This window comes from Arthrobacter sp. UYP4, from assembly GCF_057291175.1.
Map to the genome: position 1 here is coordinate 1 of NZ_JBXAVU010000010.1, position 19,810 is coordinate 19,810.

Below are 19,810 nucleotides of genomic sequence, written 5' to 3' on the forward strand. Positions count from 1 at the left end.
CGCTGAACACCGCGGCGCAGGGCGCCTCAGGTACACGAGGCGGAACCGTGCGGGAGAGGGCCCAAATGATTCATCAGATGAGATACGCAGACTACAGATTGACATAACCTATGTTATCGGTGAAACGAGAGCGGGCCTTGATAGCGTCGCCAACGGCTTAGTGATCAAGGATCGCCTTTATGCGGTCCTGGTCGTTCCACGGTCGGAACTTTGGCCGACCGTGTTCGGCCGATGCATGGCAGGAAGCGACCGACCCTCGCCGTGTAAGCGGCATAGGTGCTGCGATGGGTGCGGTCCAGGTAGGGCTCTTCGACGAATCGGACCTGAATCTCCACGGCAAGGAACAGGCAGGCCAGCGCGGCCGCGCTGACCAGAGTGGGGACCATGAGCGCGATGCCGCTCATGGTCGTGAGCATGGCCGTGAAGATGGGATTGCGGATCAGGGCGAACAAGCCGGTGGTGACGAGGTCGGTACGTTCGGTGGCATCGACGCCGATGCGCCAGGAAGCGCCCATCCCGCTTTGGGCGGCCAGTGTGCCCAGAAAGCCTATGACGGCGACGATGAACCCGGCCCACGCGAGGCCGGGCAGTCGGTGTGGGATAACGACGCCGGCGAGGGCCAAGGCGGGACCTGCGGCGCCGAGCACCATCGCTGCGATGAACAAAATGCCGCCCCACCACTCGAGAGACCCGGGTGTTCCGCTGGTGCCATGGAAACCGGTGGACCCAGTTCTGCGCCGGTGGATCCAGGACCGGACCCCGAACATGGTGATGACGCCAATTGCGTAGAGGACCAGCGCGAGCAGTGATGTTGCCTGCAGGGACACGGGTGGCCTCACTTCCATTGACTGCATGGGGTTGAGTGAGTTTACGAAGGCGCCGGGGAGGTTGGCGGTGACTTCAGGTGAAGACGTGGAGGAAGCGGAAGAACACGGAGGCCGCGACCGCGATGTAGGCCAGGATAATGATTGGTCCGATCCATGCCGCCAGCCATCGGGTGAGGGCGGCGGGTGCGGGGATGACGCCGTGGACCAGGTTCCGGACGGTGGTGAGGATGAACAGGGGGATCATCGCCGCCCAGACGATCATGCAGTAGAGGCAGAGGATGTAGATCTCGAACAGGGCCTGGCTCCACAGCCAGGTCGCGAACACCGCACCGAGCGTGACACCTGCCTGCACGCCCACCCAGTACCAGCGATCGAACCGGGCGCCGGCGAGCAGGCCCATGCCGGTGGTGATGATGACGGTGAATCCCACGAGACCGATGAAGGGGTTGGGGAAGCCGAAGAGCTCCGACTGCCAGGTCTCCATGACCTGTCCGCAGGACACCCACGGGTTGATGTCGCAGCTCGTGACGTGGTCCGGGTCCTGCAGAAGCTGAAGCTTCTCGAGGATCAGAATCCCCGCGGCGACCCAGCCGGTGATGCCGGTAACCACGAGCATGATCCCGAAGGGGATCCGGCGGGCGAACCCGGGCACGGCGGTCAGCTCATCCTGCCCGCGTGCGGGGGGCGCTCCGACGTCGCTACTGGTCTGAACCATGGTCCTTAGTCCTCGATAGCAGTTTCGATGAGGCTACGGAATTCCTCGGCGGAGGCAGGCTGAATCTTCCGGCCTTCGAGGAAGAACGTTGGGGTACCTTCTGCGTTCAGGGCGATGGCGTCGTTCTTGTCGATGTTGACCCGCTCCATGGTTGCGGGATCGGCGATGGCAGCGTCGTAGGCGGCCATGTCCAGTCCCAGCTCCTCGGCGTAGCCACGGAAGACCGGGGAACGGTCCTCGTTGGTATGGCTCCATTCGGTCTGCTTCTCGTACATTACGGAGTGCATGTCCTTGAACTTTCCCTGCTGCGCTGCAGCTTCGACGGCGGCGGCTGCGGTTTCAGAGTTCGGGTGTCCGGGAAGCGGGAAGTAGCGGGCGACGACGGTCAGGTTCTCCCCGTATTCCTCGGAGAGGTCCTCCACGAGGGGGTACGCGGCGAGGCAGGCTTCGCATTCGAAGTCGAGGAACTCAACTAGAACGGCTTTTTCGTCGGGCGCCTGGGACAAGCGGTGGCTGTCCTCACGGACGACGTCGGCCGAGGTAGACGTCGTGCCGGTGGTCTCGCCTTCATCTTTACCAAGCGTGTTGAAGATGATCACCAAACCGATGACAAGGGCGACGACGGCGAGCAATCCGGTCACGACCCGGTTCTGCAGGCTCATGCCCTTTTTCGCGTCAGGAGTGGTCGTCGGTGCGGGGGCGGGGGTCGGCACGGTGGTGTCTCCTCGTCATGGAACTGCGTGGTCGTGCTCGTTCCCGGCCGAGTGCAGGGAACTACTGGTGAACTTGGTCCTACTCGGCGTTCTAGTCGTGCGTGCAGCAGGTGCAGGGCGCCTTCGCGGTCGACGTCATGCCTGCGACCGGCCCTGGCGTGGCACCAGGTCCTGTCGGCCGTGCCGTCAGCGTCAGCTTCGAGGTCCCTAGGGAAGTATTGGTGTTTGAAGTGGCTGAGCTTGCCGTGGTGTCGGTACTGCAGCACGAGTCAGTGCCACCGTCCGAGGTGCTTCCACAGGTATCAACGCGTCCATCTTCATCAAGGTTTCCGAACGATGGTGCGCAGCAGGAATCACCCTTCCAGGCCTCGCGGCCCTCCTTGAGGGCGACGGCGGCGATGACCAGGGCGGCAATGGGGTCGGCCCAGGACCAGCCGAGGGTGCTGTTAAGCAGTAGGCCCACCAGCAGGACGCCGGACAGGTAGGTGCACAGCAGGGTCTGCTTCGAGTCAGCGACGGCGGAGCGGGAACCCAGTTCGCGCCCAGCCCGGCGCTGTGCCCAGGACAGGAACGGCATAACGGCCAGACTTACAGCGGCGAGGATGATCCCGACCAAGGAGTGCTGGGGTTCGGACGCGCCGAGCAGGGTCCGGACTGCGTCGAACGTCACGAACGCTGCAAGGCCGAAGAAGGAAAACGCGATCAGTCGCAACGCGGTCTTCTCACGCGCCTCCGGGTCGCGTCCGGCAAACTGCCAGGCCACCGCGGCCGCCGAGAGGACCTCGACGATCGAGTCCAGCCCGAAACCGATCAGGGCGCTCGAGGACGCGATCGTACCGGCGCTGATCGCGATGACCGCTTCAATGACGTTATAAGTGATTGTCGCGGCCACGAAGAGGCGGATGCGCCGGGACAGGACCGCGCGCCGTGCCGCGGTCGGGGCGGAGCGTACTGGCTGCACTGCCGCGGGCGGGGTGTGAGTGCTCATTAGCAGCAGGCCCTTCCGTCGATGTGGTTCTCCTTGGTGGTACAGCAGCACTCGGCATCTGCGACAGCAACGACGTCGAGCAGGGCTCTCAGCGCAACACCTAGCTTTTGGTCGGCCAACTCGTACCGGACCCGGCGACCCTCGGGAACGGCGACGACCAGCCCGCATCCGCGTAGGCACGTCAAATGATTCGACAGGCTCTGCCTACTCACCCCAGCCAGCTCAGCCAAGTCACTGGGGTAAGCGGGACCTTCCCTCAGCGTCAGAAGCACCTGTGCACGGGTTGGATCCGACAAGGCGTACCCGAACTTCGCGAGGACTGCCGGATGCTGCAAAGTTTTCACACCCAAACAATACACCGTCCTCTGTATCGATGATGGGTGGGGCATACAAGGTCTCGCATGTAGAGCGCTGTTGGACGCGATCCCTTCTTACAGCCCATCTAGGCGCCATAGAACTGGCAGCCCTGCGTAGAAAGTGCCGTGAGCTCAGGCGGTCCGCAACGCGTCCGGGAACGAAGAGACAGCACGGACGGCAGGCGTGTGGCGGTAATGTCAGCAGGGCAAGAACGAGCAAGGTCGAACGTTAAGTGGAGTGTCAACCACTGACGGGGACGAGAAAGGACGGCGGCATGCAGGTCACTGCTTCGGCACGCCTTGTCCGGTCCATCATCGTGACCTCCTGCATGATGTCCCTTGCCCTCGGTGCCCATGTAACAGGTGCAGGCTCCTTGCCTGCCTGGCCGCTCCTTGCAGGGCTGGCAGTATTCGCCCTGGTGCCGGTCGCCTTCTTAGCCCGACACAGGCTGTCCCTCCCGGTCCTGGGCGGGCTGCTCGTGGGCGGGCAGGTCCTCCTGCATCACGCCTTCGAGATGCTTTCCGGCCCGGTGTCCTGCACACCCCAGGGCACTCACGGCGCCGGAGTGGATCATGCGGCGCTCGTGACGCAGTGCTCACCCGTGGGGTCGGCATCCGAGCACCTTGTCCCGCACCTGATCGACAGTGGCGCGGCGCCGGTGATGGTGATCGGACACCTACTGGCCGTCGCCGTAATGGTGTGGGTCCTCTCACGAGGTGAGGACGCTTTCTGGTCCCTTCTGGCTTGGCTGCGGCCTTTGATCGGACTCCCGGTGCCGGTGCCGGTAACCGGTCGACCAAAGCTGCCCGAATACGCCGAACGGCCTGTCGCTCCCCCCGCCCGACGGAATGTGCCTGCCGATGTGCGACGAGGTCCCCCGGAGCCCATGCTCCGGAAAGTAGCGGTCGACTGATCTTTCGTGCATGCACGTGGTCGGTTGGTTGCCTGCGCGACCCTTCAATCCAGCACCGAAGCTACTGAAGAGGCGGCGGCAGGCACCACTGAGGTCGCCACCGAGCAGGCATCCACCACGACCGACACGACGGGCACCACTGTCGGATGGATCGGTCTGGGCGCAGGTGTCCTGGGACTCCTAGCCGGCGCTCTGGCCCTTGCCCGTACCCGCGGTCGCCGTCAGAACTAAAGGCGCTGAAGCCAGGGTGGGGTGCCGTCCCTGCGCCACCCGCCCTGGCTTCGTCCGGAAGGAACACTCATGACATCACGACCATCCACCACCTCCCCATCCGTTTCCGTTTCCGTTTCCACGGCTGGCCTTCGACGCCGACCGGGACGCTTCGCACGGATGACCGGCCTCGTCCTGGTCTCTACCCTGCTGCTGCTGGGCCCAATCGGTGCGGCCACTGCGCATGACGAGCTGGCTGCCAGTTCTCCCGCGGCGAACGCGAGTCTTGAGGTGGCTCCCACTGAAATCGTCCTCACCTTCACGAACCCGCCCTCGGGCATCGGAGCGGACATCATCGTCTCGGACAGCACCGGCACCACTTGGTCAGAAGGCCCTGCCCGGGTAGTGAACAACACGGTGAGTCAACCCCTGAGACCAGGTGCACCGGCCGACACCTACACAGCACAATGGCGGGTTGTCTCCTCCGACGACCACCCCATTGAAGGGACCTACTCGTTCACGAGCACCACCGCTCAGACAGGATCCGCAGACAGTAGCGGATCAGCGGGTGAGTCGAGCGCCCCAAGCGCAGAGACCGGCGATACCGCATCTGCATCACCACAGGCCGCCGATCCGGCCGGTTCATCCGGCGGACTGCCGGACGTCGTCATCTATCTTGCGATCGGCGGCATCCTGATCGCAGCCGTCCTGGCGCTGCTCACGCGACGACTCCTGAACAAACGCTAGGAAGCGCAACTCATCCGACTGCCGGCTCCTGCTCCCGCGTCCGCCCCTCATGCGGACGCGGGAGCAGACCTCAGAGGTGGCTGCCAAAGATCAATGCGCAGCACCTGCCCATCCCGCACCACTGTCTAAAGGTCACTCACTTCGTGAACATCGAACTGCTTTTCGCCCGCACTGACGCCGATATGGTGGAGCTCCGGCAACGAACCGAACGATCCCTGGCGGACCTGGCGCCCTATGCCAGTATCACCCTCGTAAGAAGCGGCGCCCGGAAAGCCCCGTCGAAGCCTGTCCCGCAGAATTTGCCCGCACTGCTCATCGACAACATGATCGTTCCAGCAGATACTTCACCGGCACCCGTATCCGACTCATCAGCTACCACAACCCCAGCTACTGCCACCTCAGCTATCTCTATGAACTCGCCGGAGCCCGGTATGCACCTTCCAGCGCATCCCATTCCGAGCCAGCACCAGATCACTGCACATCTTGCCCAGGCGCTGCTCACCGCCGGTCCGAATGCCATTCGCTTACCACTGGTGCACCGCAGAATCGTGGCTGTTGCACTGCTGCTGATGCTTGCAGGCGCACTGTCCTCGACGGTGTTTGCTTTCGGCCCAGCGCTCACGTTCATGGGCGTGCTTCTCTTGCCCATCGGGCTGGCGACCAATGGAACGCGATCCCGTCGGCAACCCTTGATGCTCATAGCGGCTCTCGCTGCGTTCATGAGCGCAGCCTTTCTCCTGTGGTACTTCGGACCGCTGCTCTTTAGTGGCACGGCCTCCGCCGAGCCTCCTTCCTCCGCCTTCTTCTATGCCGCGCTGGCTTTCCTGTGCGTTGCCTGGGCCGCCGCCCTGGCCGCACTTCTGGCACGTCGACGTCTCCGGCAGCAGCTGAAGGACCGGTTGCTGCAACAGATCACTGACTCATCTCGGTCGTCGCCCGAAGAGTAGAGCGGCACGCCGTTTGCTATCATCGCTACGTAACGATATAAACGTTGTATGGCGATCAATTATGAGATGCACCAGCATGAGGATGTAGCCCGTATCTTCCGGGCCCTTTCCGAGCCTTCCCGACTGACACTGATCCATTGCCTGGCCGACGGACCCCACCGGGTCGGAGAGCTTTCGGCGCACCTCGGCCTCGCGCAATCGACTGTCTCGGCGCATCTGGCGCTGCTCAGGGACGCAGGGCTCGTTGCGGCGACTCCCGAGGGGCGAGCGACCCTGTACCGGCTTGCTCATCCCGGTCTCGATGATTTGCTGCACGCTGGTGAACGCCTCGTCACCCCCGGTGTTCAGGACGATTCTCACCAGGGCCACCACGACGACAACCCGTTAGTGTCCGCAGCACGCCCGCTCGATAATGCACCCCTGGCACCGACGGCGTCGAGCGGGCGCCGACTCGCAGGAGATGCTGTCCTCTCGGATCCTGTGGTGTCGACATGAGCGGGCACGGCAGTCACTCAGGTCATGGTGGGCCCGATGGCGGGCGTGGCGCTGGTGGAAATGCTGGCAAGGGTGATGGACAGGGTGGTGGTAGGAATGATGGCAAGAGTAGCGGGCATGGACACTCCCATGGCCTGACAGCAGGAGGCGCCCATCGGGGCCGCCTCGTCGCCGCTCTGACCATCACGCTCTCGGTCATGGTGGTCGAGGTGGTGGGCGCGGCCGTGTCGGGGTCGTTGGCCCTGTTGGCCGACGCCGGTCATATGCTCAGTGATTCCTTTGGCTTGGCTATTGCCATTTTTGCCACCTGGCTCGCGGCCCGGCCGGCCACGGAGCGACGCACTTTCGGGTGGAAGCGGGTCGAGGTGCTCGCGGCCCTCGTCAACGGCCTCATCGTTGGCGTCATCGGCGTACTGATGCTGATTGAAGGGACGAAGCGCTTCCTGGCACCGGTGGAGGTCGACGCCCCCGTCATGCTGATTGCGGCAGCGCTGGGGCTGATCGCAAACTTCTTCGCCCTGCGGCTGCTCATGGGAGGGCAGAAGGAAAGCCTCAACGTCCGCGGCGCCTACCTCGAGGTCCTGGGCGACATGCTCGGATCCATTGCTGTCATCGTCGCGGCCCTCGTCATCGGGCTCACCGGATTCGCGCGAGCCGACGGCCTAGCAAGCATTGCCATCGGCATCCTGATCCTTCCCCGCGCTTATAGCCTCCTCAAGGCCGTGGTCCTGGTGCTTCTGGAGGCGACGCCGGAGGAAACGGATCTCGCCGAGGTCCGCCGGCACATGGAAGAAGTACCCGGCGTCGTCCTCGTGGACGATCTGCATGCCTGGACGATCACCTCAGGCCTGCCGGCACTGACCGCGCACGTACAAATCGACACTGACGCGTTCACCAGCGGCCGCGCCGAACAGATCCTGGCCGAGCTCAACGCCTGCATCAGCGAACATTTCGACATCCGCCACTCCACCCTGCAGCTCGAGCCAGTCACAGGCCGCCACGACCACTGCTAGGCGCACCGCAGGGACCGGCCTGCACGGTCAGTGACGTTCCGCTTCTGAAGGCCGTTGGACCCAGATCCGCTGCGCGTCAGGGATGCTCAGGCGCATTACAGGACACGGTCCGGATGATTCGGTGGAAATCATGAGGTCGTACTCGCCTCGGTCGTGCACGGTGATGGCGCTGCCGGGGCGGATGTTGTGCACGGCCAGAAGCCGCAGCAATTCCGGTTTCCTGTCGTCAATACGCAGCACGATGCCCTGCCGGGCGGGGCTGAGATCATCGAGGAGAACGAACGCCGATACCGGCGCCCTACCAGCGGCGTCGGGAATGGGGTCCCCGTGAGGATCATGAGTGGGATGGCCCAGACGCTCATCGATTGCCTCGAGGAGGCGGTCCGAGACGGAATGCTCGAGGAGCTCGGCTTCATCATGAACCTCGTCCCAGGCGTACCCGAGATCCCGGACAAGCCAGGTCTCGATGAGCCGGTGCCGTCGCACGACCGCTATCGCGCGGGCGGTCCCTGCCTCTGTGAGGTTCAAGGGTCCGTACGGAACATGGGCTACGAGCCCAAGAGCGGCAAGCTTCTTCACCATGCCCGTCACCGACGCTGGAGCGACCGCGAGCTTCGACGCCAACACTGAAGGAGAGATGGGTTCGTCCTGCCACTCCGTGTGCTGATAGATGGTCTTGAGGTAGTCCTCGACCGCCGCATTAGGCAGGGTCCCTTGCCGCTGTGTCGTCATCAGTAACCGTGTTCCATGTCGTGAGCTGCCGGGAATTTGGGCGGACTGTCCGTTTGTCTTCCTGTTGGTCAACTGGTGGCGGCCGGTCCTTGGGCTGCCGAGGAGAGCGTCGTCCGCACGCAACAGGTTACAGGCGCTGATCCGGCCGCTTAATGATCGATCATTGACCTGACTCGAGCTCCCAACCGTCAAGGGACGTCACCCACGGCGCATCAGGACTGGTGTGGTCGCCAAGCGCCCAGGCGTCTGGTCGGTCCGCATTTCATCTGATGCCTGCTTTGCGGTGGGGTTATCCGCTACCGGTGAAAACCAGGTAGAGCAAGGTCAGGTTCAGTGTGACCAGCAGGGCTGCGACGACAGCGCCAATCAGGGTCGTCCACCACCTGTTCTGGTGATCCCCCATTACGTCGGTGCGCGTACCGAGGTAGACCAAGGGAATCAGAGCGAAGGAAATACCGAAGGAAAGCACTACCTGACTGAGGATCAGCGCCTGGGTCGGATCGACCCCAAAGGCAAGGATCAACAGTGCCGGAATGAGGGTGATGATGCGCCGCGTGCCCAGAGGAATCCTTACCCGCAGCAACCCGTGCATGATTTCCGCTCCCGCATATGCGCCGACGGAGCTTGATGCCAAACCCGACGCGAGCAACCCGATCGCGAAGAGCGTCGCGATGACAGGACCGAGGACCTCGGCGATCGCTCCATGGGCGCCCTCCAGCGTTCCCGTATCATCGCGGCCCTGGAGGGACGTGGCAGCCAAGAGCAAGATGGCGAGGTTGACCGCGCCCGCGATGGTCAAAGCGATTGTGACATCCCAGCGGGTGGCACTGAGTAGCCGTGGCACCGCTGTCTGAGGGCGCCGTGGAAAGCGGTCGCGTGCTAGCGCCGAATGCGCATAGATCGCATGCGGCATGATCGTCGCCCCAAGGATCGACGCGGCCAGCAGGACGGACTGGCTGCCGTCAAAGGCCGGTAGGAGACCTACCGCGACGTCGGCTGGCTCCGGCGGGCTGAGGAACACTCCTGCCGAGAAGCCGATCGCGACGATGAACATCATCGAAATGATGAGCCGTTCAAAGATTTGGTGCCGGCCGTGGCCCTGGAGCTGCAGGACGGCAAGGGATACCGCCCCGGTGATTAGCCCGCCGACGACCAGGGGAAGGTCGAACAGAATGTTCAAAGCGATCGCCCCGCCGAGGATCTCTGCGATGTCTGTCGCCATGGCGACCAGCTCGGCCTGCAACCAGAAGCCGCGTCGCGCCCAGCGTGAGCTGATCCGCTCCCCCAGTACTTCCGGCAAACTTTTGCCGCTGACGATGCCAAGTTTCGCGGAAAGATACTGCACGAGCCAGGCCATGACGTTTCCGAGGACGACCACCCAGACCAGCAGGAATCCATACATCGCTCCGGCAGTTATGTTGCTCGCGACGTTTCCTGGATCGAGGTAAGCGACCCCGGCTACCAGCGCAGGGCCCAGTAGCCAGATCGTCCTGCCCTCACGGAGAGGCGCCTCTGGCGAGGAACCAGCTTCGAAGGACTCCTCCGGAGGGTTGGGTGCGGAATGCTGCCGGAACATGACCCGACGCTAGCATTTTTAGCCGCACCTAAAAAGGGTGGGATGCAGAGTAGATCGTTTCCTCTGCAGGTACTCGTCGTCCCCTGCCTTCGTTGAACTACAAAGGTCTTGTCAGATCAAACGAAAAGCTACTGTCCCTTGATCAAGATGTCCCTCGAGTGAGGACTACTTTGTCAGGAGCAGGTGGTCCTGTCGATCGTGATATTCAGATCATGGGGCACCGAGAACTGGCGCCCCGCCGACGAAAAACCGACGAGGACATCATCGGCGGTGCCGCGGGTAGCGGCATCATCGAGCGCTACAGACACCACAATGTTGATGTGCTGATCCGGTTCGAAGCTGTATCCAACAGCGGGGACGGGCGTGACCGAGAAAGTACTGGGCTCCGACGCCGAGGGTGACGGGGTGGGAGTGGCGTTATGAGTCGCACTCCCATGTTCCGAGGCTTGTGCGGGCGAGGCACCGTGGTTACCGTGGCCCTCCCGGTTCGCAGGTGCGACCTTGGCATCGACTTGTCGCAATCCCTGCGCGTTCACGAGGTCGATGCTGTCGAAGGTAAATGTTTCCAGCGTCGGGTTGTGCAGCATGATCGTGTACTGCAGGAAACTGTCCTGAGGCTGCACACCGCACAGGGTCGCGCCATCAGCACGAATATTTAGGGGATCATCATCAAGGCTTTCGGTGATGAAAGTCGCCGCATCGTTTGCCGTACCGTCCACCGCACTGGTCGCCCCACCGTCTACTGCACCGTCCGGCGTTGCGGTGTCACTGCTTGAGGGCAGTGGAGAACCGCCCTCCTGCTCCCCTGCAGCACCCTGGTTGTTTGTACTTGCCGCGTTGACGTTGAGGGGATTTTCCTCCGTGACCGCGCATCCTGCGAGGGCGGTGATGAGGAGTGCGCCTGTCACGAGACGGATCGTTCGGTAGTGCGGTGTGTTCATACGAGAACAGCCCCTGGTGGTGCGGAGGTCCCCGGCGAGGCCCGGAACCCTGACCGGTGTGATTCGAACCACGCGCCTCTAAGGCTTGGTCCGATCATCGGATCAATACCCGAGATGTGGAAGGGTTACCTGCAGCCGTGATCGAAGGGGGCGGAGCCGGGGTGGAACACCATGAACAGTTTGTTCCACCCCGGATGCCGCCTAGGGTCAGCTGCCAAGCACCTGACCCCGTCACTCACTCGCACATGAGGATGCATCGACGTTATGACCCATAGCTGTGTGCGGGCTGAAAGACGCACCGGAATTTTCCTCAACAGTCCGTACCAGTGGTCCTTCGTCTCACCCGAGGCGCCCGTGACCGGTCTGCGCAAGTGTCAAGGCCGGGGCGAGGTTGGGGCGAGGTTGGGGCAGACCCAGGTGAATGATCATGGGTCGACTGGCTGATCGTAGGTTGGTGCGCGTCTAACAAAAGGGAGGTAGTGGCGAATTGAGCGAGGATGCCGGTGCACGGCAACCACCTTTGCGAGCCCGGCTACGCCTCCTCATGGAGCGCGTCGTGGCCCGGGACGAAGCGGCCTTCGAGATGCTGCTGACCCTGATGGGGCCAGGGATCTTTGCGGTGTGCGCCAGGGTCCTTATCAACCCTCAAATCGCACTGGAAGTCACACAGGAAGTCCTTTTTGAGATTTGGCGTAAGGCGGACACCTACGACACCGAGCGCGGTCATCCCGACACCTGGATCATGACCATGGCTCATCGTCGCGCCCTGGATAAGCGGGACAGCGAGGAACGCGCCACACGCCACGACACCGACTACTTCATACGGAACTTCACCCGCGAGTACGACCAAACATCAGACACTGCACTGGACGGCATTGAACACGACACTGTCAGGGCGCTCCTTAAAGACCTGGCACCCAAACAACGCGAAGCACTTCACCTCGCCTTCTACAACGGGCTGACCTACGAACTGGTCGCCGCCCGGCAGGCCGTGCCACTGCCCACGGTCAAAAGCCGGATCCGGGACGCCATCATTGTCTTGCGCAAGAAGCTCACCTCACCGACAGCCATCACAGACTCGGACCAGCCCTAACCAGCCCTAACCGAGCTCGCCGGCGGAATGTTCATGCCTAGAAGTGGGGTGGGAAAGCTGTTGTGAAAAAAAGAGACGCATACTTCCCATCCGTAACGGAGAGTGTGCCGAATCACATACAGACGCGCCCACCACGGTCGCGGACTCACCGCACAGTGAAGGATGTTCCCATGAACAAGAAGATGCGACTTCTCGCAGTTCCGACCCTGGCTCTTGGCGTCGTCGCCATGGCCGGAGCCCCCGCCATGGCCGACCACGCAGCCGGCTCCTACTCGTCCACGCTGGGCCAGCTCAACGGCACCACCGGCACCGGTACCGTCACCGTCGACGTCCAGGGCACCACCGCGACCGTCAACCTTCAGGTCAGCGGCCTCGCCGAGACCTTCATGGACGGCCCATACCCCCACGTCCAGCACATCCACGGCCTGGCCATGGGAACCTGCCCGACCTCCGCCGATGACGCCAACGCTGATGGCATCGTCAGCGTCACCGAAGGTGCCGGCAAGTACGGCGGAATCCAGTCCACCCTCACCACCAGCGGAGCCACCGGACCCGAAGAGGGCCTGAACCTCGCCCTCGGCGGCCAGGGTGGCAGCTACACCATCTCGCGTTCCTTCGAGATCAACCAGGGCACCCAGGACGCACTGGACGCTGGCACGGCAGTCGTCGTCGTCCACGGCCTCGATCCCGCAACCGCCGGCGTCTCCGAGGAAGTCTTCAACTCCCCCAGCGACCTCGACCCCAAGCTCCCCCTCGGCGCCACCTCCCCGGCCCTGTGTGGAAACCTCGCCGCTTCCCAGATGGGCGCCATGCCCAACGGTGGCGCCGACACCGGTGTCGCACAGGACACCGACAGCAGCGTCGGCATGTACGCCCTCGCCGGCGGCCTGGTCCTCGCAGCAGCAGCAGGCGGAACGTACGTCGTCCGTCGCCGCTCCAACTAGTCACACCAGAGCACCACTGAACTGATCGGACCGATTTCACACCATGATTAGTTCACCCAGCGACCGCCGTCGAAACCTCCTGGTCTCGACGGCGGTCGCTGCTGTTCTCCTCACCGGATGCGGCGCACCCGCTACCCCGCAGGCACAGACCAGCACCCCACCCAGCACCTCACCCAGCAGCACTGCCACCCCCGCCGCGGATGCCTCCGCCTCGAGCCAGGCGCCGGCGCCCAGTGCGTCCGCGACACCGGCACCCGCTACCACGGCCGCCCCGGACGTCCTCCCCGAATCGGCGCCCGTCTCCTTCAGCATCCCGGCCATCGGCGCCGGATCAGACCTCCTCGCATTGGGCCTGCGAGAGAACGGCTCCCTTGAGGTACCACCGGACGGTCCCGGTGCCCCCGCCAGCTGGTACAACCAGTCCCCCACCCCCGGCGAGCAAGGGCCCGCGGTCCTGCTCGGCCACGTCAATGCCACCGACGGCGGCCCCGGTGTCTTTGCGAACCTCCGCGCACTCAAGGCCGGCGACGTCATCGACATCACCCGCGAAGACGGCACGACGGCAAGCTTCGCCGTTGAACGCGGCGAGCAATACCCCAAGGACAACTTCCCCACCCTGACCGTGTACGGAAACACCGCTGGCTCAGAGCTCCGCCTAATCACCTGCGACGGCTACGACCCCGACACCGGACTCTTCGACGACAACTACGTCATCTACGCCAAACGCGTCTGACAACATCGGAGGCTAAGCGGCGAAACCCTGACGTCTTCAACCGCGCATTCTGTACCGCCGGTCCCTCCGCTCCATACATGCACATGCGCCCGTCTCTCATACCTGCCCCTATCCGCTGACAGGTGAGCGGTGGTTCAAGCTGGGTTCGGCCTGATGCGCTGTCCGATGGGGAAAAGGCTCTACAAAATAGTTCACGGTACGATGTATCTGATGGGTCATGGTGACACCATCTCGGAGCGGAACGTTCCGATAGACGGCTCATCTGGCGTACGTGAACAGGCATATCCGTTCGCGGTCGTGCGATGTGACAGGATCGGCACCTTTTTCATGAACCCCTGGTTTGCAGCAATGATTCCCCTGGCCATCATCGTGGTGCTGGGTTCCATTGCCTTTTTCATTGGCATCAAGGGGTACCTGTCGAACGATCGCGACGATACGGATCGGGACCCCGAACCGTCGCCTGCGACCCCGAGGAACTCCCGCGGCCCTCGGCCAGCGTCTGCTTCGACTTCGACTGAACGAGCGACACAACAAAGTGCCTTGCGGGGCGCGATCGTCGCGAGCGATCGATTGGTCTCGCGCGCTTCCCACGAGCGGGCCGTTCTGGTGCAATTCATCGACCTGTACGCGCCGGGCACCATCTCCATTCAGGAGTTTCTCTCCAACCTCCGGGCGGACTACTCCCGACGCGTTACTTTCGTCGCGCGTCACCTGCCCTCAAACGACCAGGCGCACTTGGGTGCGACAGCACTGGAAGCCGCAGACCGTCAGGGTTGCTTCCTTCCCTTCCTGGAAGCAATCACGCTGAGCCCGGACGCCCAGGAACTTCCCCGCCTGCACACCCGTGCCACCGTGGACACCTATCTGGGCGTTGCCCGTGAGCTCGGGCTCGACAGCGCACGATTCGAAGCCGACATGCAAAGCTCCGACGTGCAGTCACTCATCGAGGCCGACCGGATCGAAGCTGTTGGCGTCGGCGTAACCCGAGCCCCGGCGCTGATCCTTCTTGATGATCAGAACCATAATGCTTTGACGTCACTGGATGACTTCCGCGAGGCGGTTCGACTCGTCGCAAGCTAGCGATCCGCAGGCCTTCCCTTCGAGCACCAGCACCACGTCTTGGGTCCGAGGCACAAGAGCTCCAGGGGCTAAGTGATGTGGACGCTGCGTCAGTCGTGCTGCTCGCAGGCCGGGGTCGTCTTATCGTCGCCGATCATGGCGTTCAGAGCGTTGCCTGAGCTGCTCGAGGTAGGCGTTGTACGCGTCGAGCTCCGGTGTTCCCTCCCGATTGTGCTTCCGGTCAATAGCCCGTGAGGTCACGGTGTCGTCGCGCTGCCAGCGCACCATGATGATCAGCAGCATCAGCACCGAAGGCAGTTCCCCGTAGGACCAGGCCAAGCCGCCGGCGATGCCCTGATCGGTAAGCGGGTCGACGTCCCACCCAGCGGGCAGCGTGCCGAAGAAATCGACGACAGGGGTGGTCGCCATCATCAGGACGACGCCGAAGAACGCATGAAGCGGCATCTCGGCGAAAATGTCGAGGAACCGGCCGAAGTGGGACTGTTTCACCGGTAGAGGGTCCGTCGATAGCACGGGGACGGTGAAGAGCACCCCGGAGATCAAAAACAGCAGTTCAAGGGTGATGTGCCCGTACCAGGACGGCAGCATCGCGTCGGCGATACCACTGAGGTAGACCCCGTAGAAGCTGACAAGGAACACCGGGATCATGAACGCCGGATGAAGGACGATCCGAGCGGATCTTGAGCGCAGTCCCGCATGAGCGAGCCGGAGGATCGGGCGCCCAAGTCCATGATGAGGGGTGGCGCGCAGCAACAAGGTGCCGGGCCGACCCAGGACCAGAAGCGGAGGGACGGCCATCATGAGCGTCAGTTGCTGGAACATGAAGACGGAAAACATGCGCAGACCGTAGCCTTCGACGCCGGCGCCCATGGTGATCATGATGATGGCGCAGCCCGCCAGGAAGATCACCGTCCGCCACACAGGCCAGGAACGGCCCATCGACCACAGGCGGATCGCGCCGGCCAGGTAGAACACACCCAGGACCAGAGCGACTCCGGGGATCAGCGGGATCGGCTGCAGGGTCGGCGCTAGGTAGGCCGCCCACGATGGCGGGGCCTCCGGTATCCAGACCGGCCCGCTAACCCACGGATCATTCACTGATACACAACCATCTCAACGTCACGCTCTCGCCCAGGTCTAGCTCGTAAATATCTAGGAACCGCACGCCCGGTCAACTTGCACCGCAACCCGAAAAGCGGAGACGCGCGGGCAAGGAAATAGCGGTGAGTGCCCCCGTCCAGGGCACTCACCGCTATCTCAGCTTGAGGGCAACCACCTCACCGGAGGGTGAAGTTAGCCTGCGACGCGCACGAAGGTCGATCCGGCGAGGTCGGACAGGGGGTGTTCCATGGTGAGGTTCGCACCATTCATGCCGCTGCTAATGACCTTGCCGCCACCGACGTAGATCGCGACGTGACCCGGACGGACCACGAGGTCACCGGGGGCCGGGGTGGCGACGACAGTTCCGTACTGCAGGAACTGCATGGGGCCGAGGTCTCCGACATTCTTTCCGATCGAGCGCAGTGCCCGCTCAGCAAGAACAGTGCAGTCCTGGATGGACCCGATCTGGGCGTAGGCCGATGCCACGATGGCCGCACCGACGCCACTCGCGGGAACACTCGGCGCTGCGGGAGCTGCCGGGGCGATCGGGGCGACAGTGGACGAGGTCAGGGAGTATCCGGGCTGAGGTGCTGCAGGAGCGGGAGCCGGGGCTGCGGCCGGTGCGCTGTAGAAGACCTGGCTGGTGGGAGCGGCAGCGGGAACAGCGGCTGCACTGACAGCAACACTGGTAGAGGCAACACCGGAAAGCTGGATCTGCTGACCCGGGAAAATGACCGAGGCGTAGGACAGGCCATTGCTTGCCAGCAGAGCATCGAGATTCACGCCGTGCTTGGCGGCAATGGCACCCATGGTGTCGCCGGAGGCAACCGTGTAGACGCCTGTAGCAGCGGCGGCGGGGGCCTGCGCTGTGACGGTGCTGGAGGCGTCCTGCGAGTAGGTGCCGGCCTGGGCGGCGGGGGCTCCAACAGCGAAGACGAGGCCGCCGGTTGCAGCTGCGATGATGGCCGGCTTGCCCAGTGCTACAGCGCTGGTCTTCGCGGAATACGACAGGCCCTCGAGGGCGATGGAGTGGGTGACGGCGGCGCGGTGGCGCGCAGAAATGGACGGACGTGACATGGTGATTGCCTCTCCCATGCCTGCGGGGTGAGCTGTCGGGTTCGGATGGGAGTCACCCGGCCGTCCTCAACCTGGTCCCATGGCAGCACGCAAGGATGCAGCACAGGAATGAACTGATGGATCGACTTAACCCCGAGGATCAACACACGAAGGTGCGGTGACCCGGTGGAAACGTGGTTCCCCCGTCCCTGCCGTATGGATTGTACGAACGGATCCCGGTAGCAGCGGCAGGGCTCGGCATTCTGCGTGGGAGAGCGATCTCGACGGGTGCCGGGATCACCTGAGGAGAATACCCCAGGATGGTATTTGATGTCACGTTCGCATAACGAGGGTCGGCATGTTGCCACGACACGCCGACTAGAGGGCCGCTAACAGAGGCCTGCGGAACTTCTGCTTCTGTTGTTCATTCACCTGCCCGTGCTCGTTGACAGATACTGGTGAGGGCCGTGTATCTCGCATGGCCGAAGACCACATCAACGGCTTCCTGCGCCGGTCAGCAACCCGCCGATGATGTTGAGGGGAACGACTATGAGCAACCACATCGCACCGAAGGTCAGCATCAACACTGCTAGCGCGGCACAACCAGCCGACTACATGGACCCGCTCACCAGGGCAACACCTCATCAACACGGATATGCAACCGATAAGGGCGCCTACCTGCGCCGGCTCAAGCGCATCGAAGGTCAGGTCCGCGGAATAGCCCGCATGGTTGATGAAGACCAATACTGCATTGACATTCTCACCCAGGTCGCCGCCGTGAACAACGCCATGCATGCGCTCAGCCTCGGATTATTGGAAAGCCATCTCACCCACTGCGTCGCAGATGCCGCCCATGAAGCCGCACGCACACATGGCACACCCGGCCAAGCGGGCACCGATACCGTCGACGCCAAAATCAAGGAAGCCACTCGTGCAATAGGTCGCCTACTGCGTTAACTGCTTACCTCATCCACGACGCACCTTTACTACCCAAAGGTCGCTTATCGGCGTCGCCACAACGTGGCTCTATAGCGTGGCTGGATAAGGAAGCGTCACACAATCGCGCTCTTATCGGTATCTCCCTTTTGCGCCTCGGGGCCTAGCCCACACCAAAGCCTCTTTCGTTTATGTGTTCGGGTTCGGACCCGTTTGGGCGGCGGACGGAATGCTTGACGGCTTTCACTGCCGCCGATGGTGGTGTCCCGTTACTGAGGTCGGCTGCGAGGACGGCGGCGACTCCTTCTCGCCCAATGTCTGTGGTTCCGACTCGTTCGGTGAGGAATTCTGCGAGTTTAGCCCTGCGGTCGCCTGTGTCCCAGAGTTCCTTGGCGTTGGCTGCTGCGTTCTGTGTGTCGACGTCGTTCTGCCAGTCCTCGGTTACGACGACCGCGGACTGCCGCTCAGCTTCTACGTAGTCGCGCTGCGCATCCCAGTTTCGGACTGCTTCCTGTCTTTTAGGGGCGTCGGCCATCACTTGTCGGGCCGATTGCTGGCGCCCCTCAAGGTACTCCTCAGGAGTCAGGTTGTACCGTGTGCGGATCTCGTCGTGCATGTGTTCGCGGGAAAGGCGGGCCATGTCATCGAACGGCTCCCACTGCTGTGCGAGGGCGTGCTGGGAGGCGATGTCCTCAGGTCTGGCCGCTTCCCAGAACTGCGGCTGGTAAACAGCGCCGAGCTGGGTACGCATGACGGCTCGTTCGGCTTCGAACCGCTCCTGGAGCTGTCGACGCTCGGCGTCCTGGGCGCGCAGCATCTGCTCGTTCCGCTCTGCGCGCTGACGGGCGAGCATTTCGCCGAGCCTGCCTGCGACGGCAAGGGCTGACTGCAACTGCGGTCGGAACAGCCCCTCTGCCCCATCGGGTGTGTCATGGTTCATGCGCTATCTCCCTATCCCTTGATCCGGCACGTGCAGCTCTGTCTCGAAGTTCTCCGCAGGTCGCTGTCCTCGCAGCGGGCGCTTAGCCTCTGTCAAGGACGGCACGGCCTTCCGTTCCACACCGGCGGTGTGCTCCTGTGTGGTCAATGCTGCTGGCAGACGCGGTTCGGGGACATCCGGTAGCGGGGCTCCGACGATACTCAGGTGCTCACGCACCGTCTCGGTCAGGAGGGTCGCTTCGCGCAGCTCCTGATTGCTGGCCTGCATGTCGTGCAGGAGCCGGATGGTGCGGAGCATCTGCTGCATGATGAGCGTCTGCGCGACCGGTGACGGGGCGGTGGCGGCCGCGAGGAGGAACGCTGAGGTGCCGGACATCCGCAGTGCTGGCTTCACGGGGTCGCTGATGGTCACCCCTGACCGATGTGCCGAACGGGCCAGCACACGCGAGGCGTGGGCCAGCGGCCCGGGCTCAGCCTCAGTGGCCTTCGACCAAGCACCGAATACACCAGCGGCTTCACGGGCAACGTGCGCCCATGTCTGGTGATCACTTGGGTCGACCTGGGACATAACTCTGCGTGCCTTTGCCATGTCCAGTGCAAGCTTTCTGGCCGCCACCTCATCGACAGCTACCCCGCCGACCATGGATGCGCGGATGCCGCGTCTCATGTCGGGTGCTTGGTTGTGCACGATCCTTTGGTGGCGCTTGGCTGCCCACCATTCCTCGGCTGCTTCCTGCGCTGTCTCCGGGGTATC

The 19,810-nt window shown here is 63.2% G+C and carries 20 protein-coding genes, 1 pseudogene and 1 riboswitch; of the genes and pseudogenes, 9 read left to right on the plus strand and 12 right to left on the minus strand.

All coding sequences use genetic code 11. The annotated features are described in order from the left end of the window. Positions 1 to 164: 164 nt before the first annotated feature. The 5 genes from AC0Z9V_RS17670 to AC0Z9V_RS17690 all read right to left on the minus strand — a co-directional run bounded on the left by AC0Z9V_RS17670 (position 165) and on the right by AC0Z9V_RS17690 (position 3,587). Entirely contained in the window at positions 165 to 827 is a 663-nt protein-coding gene (locus AC0Z9V_RS17670) for a methyltransferase family protein (protein WP_485142318.1), read from the minus strand. Between the two features lie 73 nt (positions 828 to 900). Beyond that, a complete protein-coding gene (locus tag AC0Z9V_RS17675; RefSeq protein WP_485142319.1) occupies positions 901 to 1,542 on the minus strand; it encodes a vitamin K epoxide reductase family protein in 642 nt (213 codons plus the stop codon). 5 nt (positions 1,543 to 1,547) lie between these two features. Next, positions 1,548 to 2,255 (minus strand): DsbA family protein, encoded by a 708-nt coding sequence (locus AC0Z9V_RS17680; RefSeq protein WP_485142320.1) that lies wholly within the window; start codon positions 2,253 to 2,255, stop codon positions 1,548 to 1,550. Between the two features lie 91 nt (positions 2,256 to 2,346). Further along, the gene (locus tag AC0Z9V_RS17685; protein ID WP_485142321.1) at positions 2,347 to 3,147 is read right to left on the minus strand and encodes a cation efflux transmembrane domain-containing protein; all 801 of its coding nucleotides are present in this window, start codon (positions 3,145 to 3,147) and stop codon (positions 2,347 to 2,349) included. A gap of 95 nt (positions 3,148 to 3,242) precedes the next feature. After that, positions 3,243 to 3,587 (minus strand): ArsR/SmtB family transcription factor, encoded by a 345-nt coding sequence (locus tag AC0Z9V_RS17690; RefSeq protein WP_485142322.1) that lies wholly within the window; start codon positions 3,585 to 3,587, stop codon positions 3,243 to 3,245. A gap of 1,316 nt (positions 3,588 to 4,903) precedes the next feature. Here AC0Z9V_RS17690 and AC0Z9V_RS17695 point away from each other — a divergent pair. The 4 genes from AC0Z9V_RS17695 to AC0Z9V_RS17710 all read left to right on the plus strand — a co-directional run bounded on the left by AC0Z9V_RS17695 (position 4,904) and on the right by AC0Z9V_RS17710 (position 7,925). Continuing rightward, on the plus strand, positions 4,904 to 5,470 hold the full coding sequence (locus AC0Z9V_RS17695; protein WP_485142323.1) for a copper resistance CopC family protein: 567 nt from the start codon (positions 4,904 to 4,906) through the stop codon (positions 5,468 to 5,470). Positions 5,471 to 5,613: 143 nt separating this feature from the next. After that, positions 5,614 to 6,417, plus strand: coding sequence for a hypothetical protein (locus AC0Z9V_RS17700; RefSeq protein ID WP_485142324.1), 804 nt, complete (start codon positions 5,614 to 5,616; stop codon positions 6,415 to 6,417). Between the two features lie 48 nt (positions 6,418 to 6,465). After that, the gene (locus AC0Z9V_RS17705) at positions 6,466 to 6,912 is read left to right on the plus strand and encodes an ArsR/SmtB family transcription factor (RefSeq protein WP_485142325.1); all 447 of its coding nucleotides are present in this window, start codon (positions 6,466 to 6,468) and stop codon (positions 6,910 to 6,912) included. A 134-nt stretch (positions 6,913 to 7,046) separates the two neighbouring features. Further along, positions 7,047 to 7,925 carry a cation diffusion facilitator family transporter gene (locus tag AC0Z9V_RS17710; RefSeq protein WP_485142336.1) on the plus strand — a complete coding sequence of 293 codons (879 nt, stop codon included), beginning with the start codon at positions 7,047 to 7,049 and terminating at the stop codon, positions 7,923 to 7,925. 27 nt (positions 7,926 to 7,952) lie between these two features. Here AC0Z9V_RS17710 and AC0Z9V_RS17715 read toward each other — a convergent pair whose 3' ends face one another. From AC0Z9V_RS17715 to AC0Z9V_RS17725, 3 genes are all read right to left on the minus strand, one after another. Beyond that, positions 7,953 to 8,657 carry a metal-dependent transcriptional regulator gene (locus tag AC0Z9V_RS17715; RefSeq protein WP_485142326.1) on the minus strand — a complete coding sequence of 235 codons (705 nt, stop codon included), beginning with the start codon at positions 8,655 to 8,657 and terminating at the stop codon, positions 7,953 to 7,955. A gap of 289 nt (positions 8,658 to 8,946) precedes the next feature. Continuing rightward, positions 8,947 to 10,233: an Nramp family divalent metal transporter gene (locus AC0Z9V_RS17720; RefSeq protein ID WP_485142327.1), complete on the minus strand. Its 1,287-nt coding sequence runs from the start codon at positions 10,231 to 10,233 to the stop codon at positions 8,947 to 8,949. 173 nt (positions 10,234 to 10,406) lie between these two features. After that, complete coding sequence (locus AC0Z9V_RS17725) at positions 10,407 to 11,141, minus strand: hypothetical protein (protein ID WP_485142328.1); 735 nt, start codon at positions 11,139 to 11,141, stop codon at positions 10,407 to 10,409. A gap of 589 nt (positions 11,142 to 11,730) precedes the next feature. On the opposite strand from AC0Z9V_RS17725, the gene AC0Z9V_RS17730 reads away from it, so the two are divergent. The 4 genes from AC0Z9V_RS17730 to AC0Z9V_RS17745 all read left to right on the plus strand — a co-directional run bounded on the left by AC0Z9V_RS17730 (position 11,731) and on the right by AC0Z9V_RS17745 (position 15,024). Then, the gene (locus AC0Z9V_RS17730; RefSeq protein WP_485142329.1) at positions 11,731 to 12,267 is read left to right on the plus strand and encodes a sigma-70 family RNA polymerase sigma factor; all 537 of its coding nucleotides are present in this window, start codon (positions 11,731 to 11,733) and stop codon (positions 12,265 to 12,267) included. Between the two features lie 170 nt (positions 12,268 to 12,437). Further along, entirely contained in the window at positions 12,438 to 13,211 is a 774-nt protein-coding gene (locus AC0Z9V_RS17735) for a hypothetical protein (RefSeq protein WP_485142330.1), read from the plus strand. A gap of 43 nt (positions 13,212 to 13,254) precedes the next feature. Next, complete coding sequence (locus tag AC0Z9V_RS17740) at positions 13,255 to 13,944, plus strand: class F sortase (RefSeq protein ID WP_485142331.1); 690 nt, start codon at positions 13,255 to 13,257, stop codon at positions 13,942 to 13,944. Between the two features lie 210 nt (positions 13,945 to 14,154). Next, the gene (locus AC0Z9V_RS17745) at positions 14,155 to 15,024 is read left to right on the plus strand and encodes a DsbA family protein (protein WP_485142332.1); all 870 of its coding nucleotides are present in this window, start codon (positions 14,155 to 14,157) and stop codon (positions 15,022 to 15,024) included. A 120-nt stretch (positions 15,025 to 15,144) separates the two neighbouring features. Here AC0Z9V_RS17745 and AC0Z9V_RS17750 read toward each other — a convergent pair whose 3' ends face one another. Together AC0Z9V_RS17750 and AC0Z9V_RS17755 are read right to left on the minus strand one after the other, a co-directional pair. After that, complete coding sequence (locus tag AC0Z9V_RS17750) at positions 15,145 to 16,122, minus strand: cytochrome c oxidase assembly protein (protein ID WP_485142333.1); 978 nt, start codon at positions 16,120 to 16,122, stop codon at positions 15,145 to 15,147. 195 nt (positions 16,123 to 16,317) lie between these two features. Continuing rightward, complete coding sequence (locus AC0Z9V_RS17755) at positions 16,318 to 17,202, minus strand: C40 family peptidase (RefSeq protein ID WP_485142334.1); 885 nt, start codon at positions 17,200 to 17,202, stop codon at positions 16,318 to 16,320. A gap of 2 nt (positions 17,203 to 17,204) precedes the next feature. Continuing rightward, positions 17,205 to 17,417: riboswitch (cyclic di-AMP (ydaO/yuaA leader) on the minus strand. A 379-nt stretch (positions 17,418 to 17,796) separates the two neighbouring features. Here AC0Z9V_RS17755 and AC0Z9V_RS17760 point away from each other — a divergent pair. Then, a complete protein-coding gene (locus AC0Z9V_RS17760) occupies positions 17,797 to 18,138 on the plus strand; it encodes a metal-sensitive transcriptional regulator (RefSeq protein ID WP_485142337.1) in 342 nt (113 codons plus the stop codon). A 142-nt stretch (positions 18,139 to 18,280) separates the two neighbouring features. Here AC0Z9V_RS17760 and AC0Z9V_RS17765 read toward each other — a convergent pair whose 3' ends face one another. After that, positions 18,281 to 19,057, minus strand: coding sequence for a hypothetical protein (locus AC0Z9V_RS17765; protein WP_485142335.1), 777 nt, complete (start codon positions 19,055 to 19,057; stop codon positions 18,281 to 18,283). Positions 19,058 to 19,060: 3 nt separating this feature from the next. Further along, a pseudogene (locus AC0Z9V_RS17770) lies at positions 19,061 to 19,810 on the minus strand (hypothetical protein); the annotation flags it as partial.

Bases quoted from the DNA above. Each gene is read 5' to 3' on its own strand.
- AC0Z9V_RS17675 (WP_485142319.1), bottom strand. From the start codon at position 1,542: ATGGTTCAGACCAGTAGCGACGTCGGAGCGCCCCCCGCACGCGGGCAG.
- AC0Z9V_RS17695 (WP_485142323.1), top strand. From the start codon at position 4,904: ATGACCGGCCTCGTCCTGGTCTCTACCCTGCTGCTGCTGGGCCCAATC.
- AC0Z9V_RS17705 (WP_485142325.1), top strand. From the start codon at position 6,466: ATGGCGATCAATTATGAGATGCACCAGCATGAGGATGTAGCCCGTATC.
- AC0Z9V_RS17715 (WP_485142326.1), bottom strand. From the start codon at position 8,657: ATGACGACACAGCGGCAAGGGACCCTGCCTAATGCGGCGGTCGAGGAC.
- AC0Z9V_RS17720 (WP_485142327.1), bottom strand. From the start codon at position 10,233: ATGTTCCGGCAGCATTCCGCACCCAACCCTCCGGAGGAGTCCTTCGAA.
- AC0Z9V_RS17735 (WP_485142330.1), top strand. From the start codon at position 12,438: ATGAACAAGAAGATGCGACTTCTCGCAGTTCCGACCCTGGCTCTTGGC.
- AC0Z9V_RS17740 (WP_485142331.1), top strand. From the start codon at position 13,255: ATGATTAGTTCACCCAGCGACCGCCGTCGAAACCTCCTGGTCTCGACG.
- AC0Z9V_RS17745 (WP_485142332.1), top strand. From the start codon at position 14,155: ATGGGTCATGGTGACACCATCTCGGAGCGGAACGTTCCGATAGACGGC.
- AC0Z9V_RS17755 (WP_485142334.1), bottom strand. From the start codon at position 17,202: ATGTCACGTCCGTCCATTTCTGCGCGCCACCGCGCCGCCGTCACCCAC.
- AC0Z9V_RS17760 (WP_485142337.1), top strand. From the start codon at position 17,797: ATGGACCCGCTCACCAGGGCAACACCTCATCAACACGGATATGCAACC.
- AC0Z9V_RS17765 (WP_485142335.1), bottom strand. From the start codon at position 19,057: ATGAACCATGACACACCCGATGGGGCAGAGGGGCTGTTCCGACCGCAG.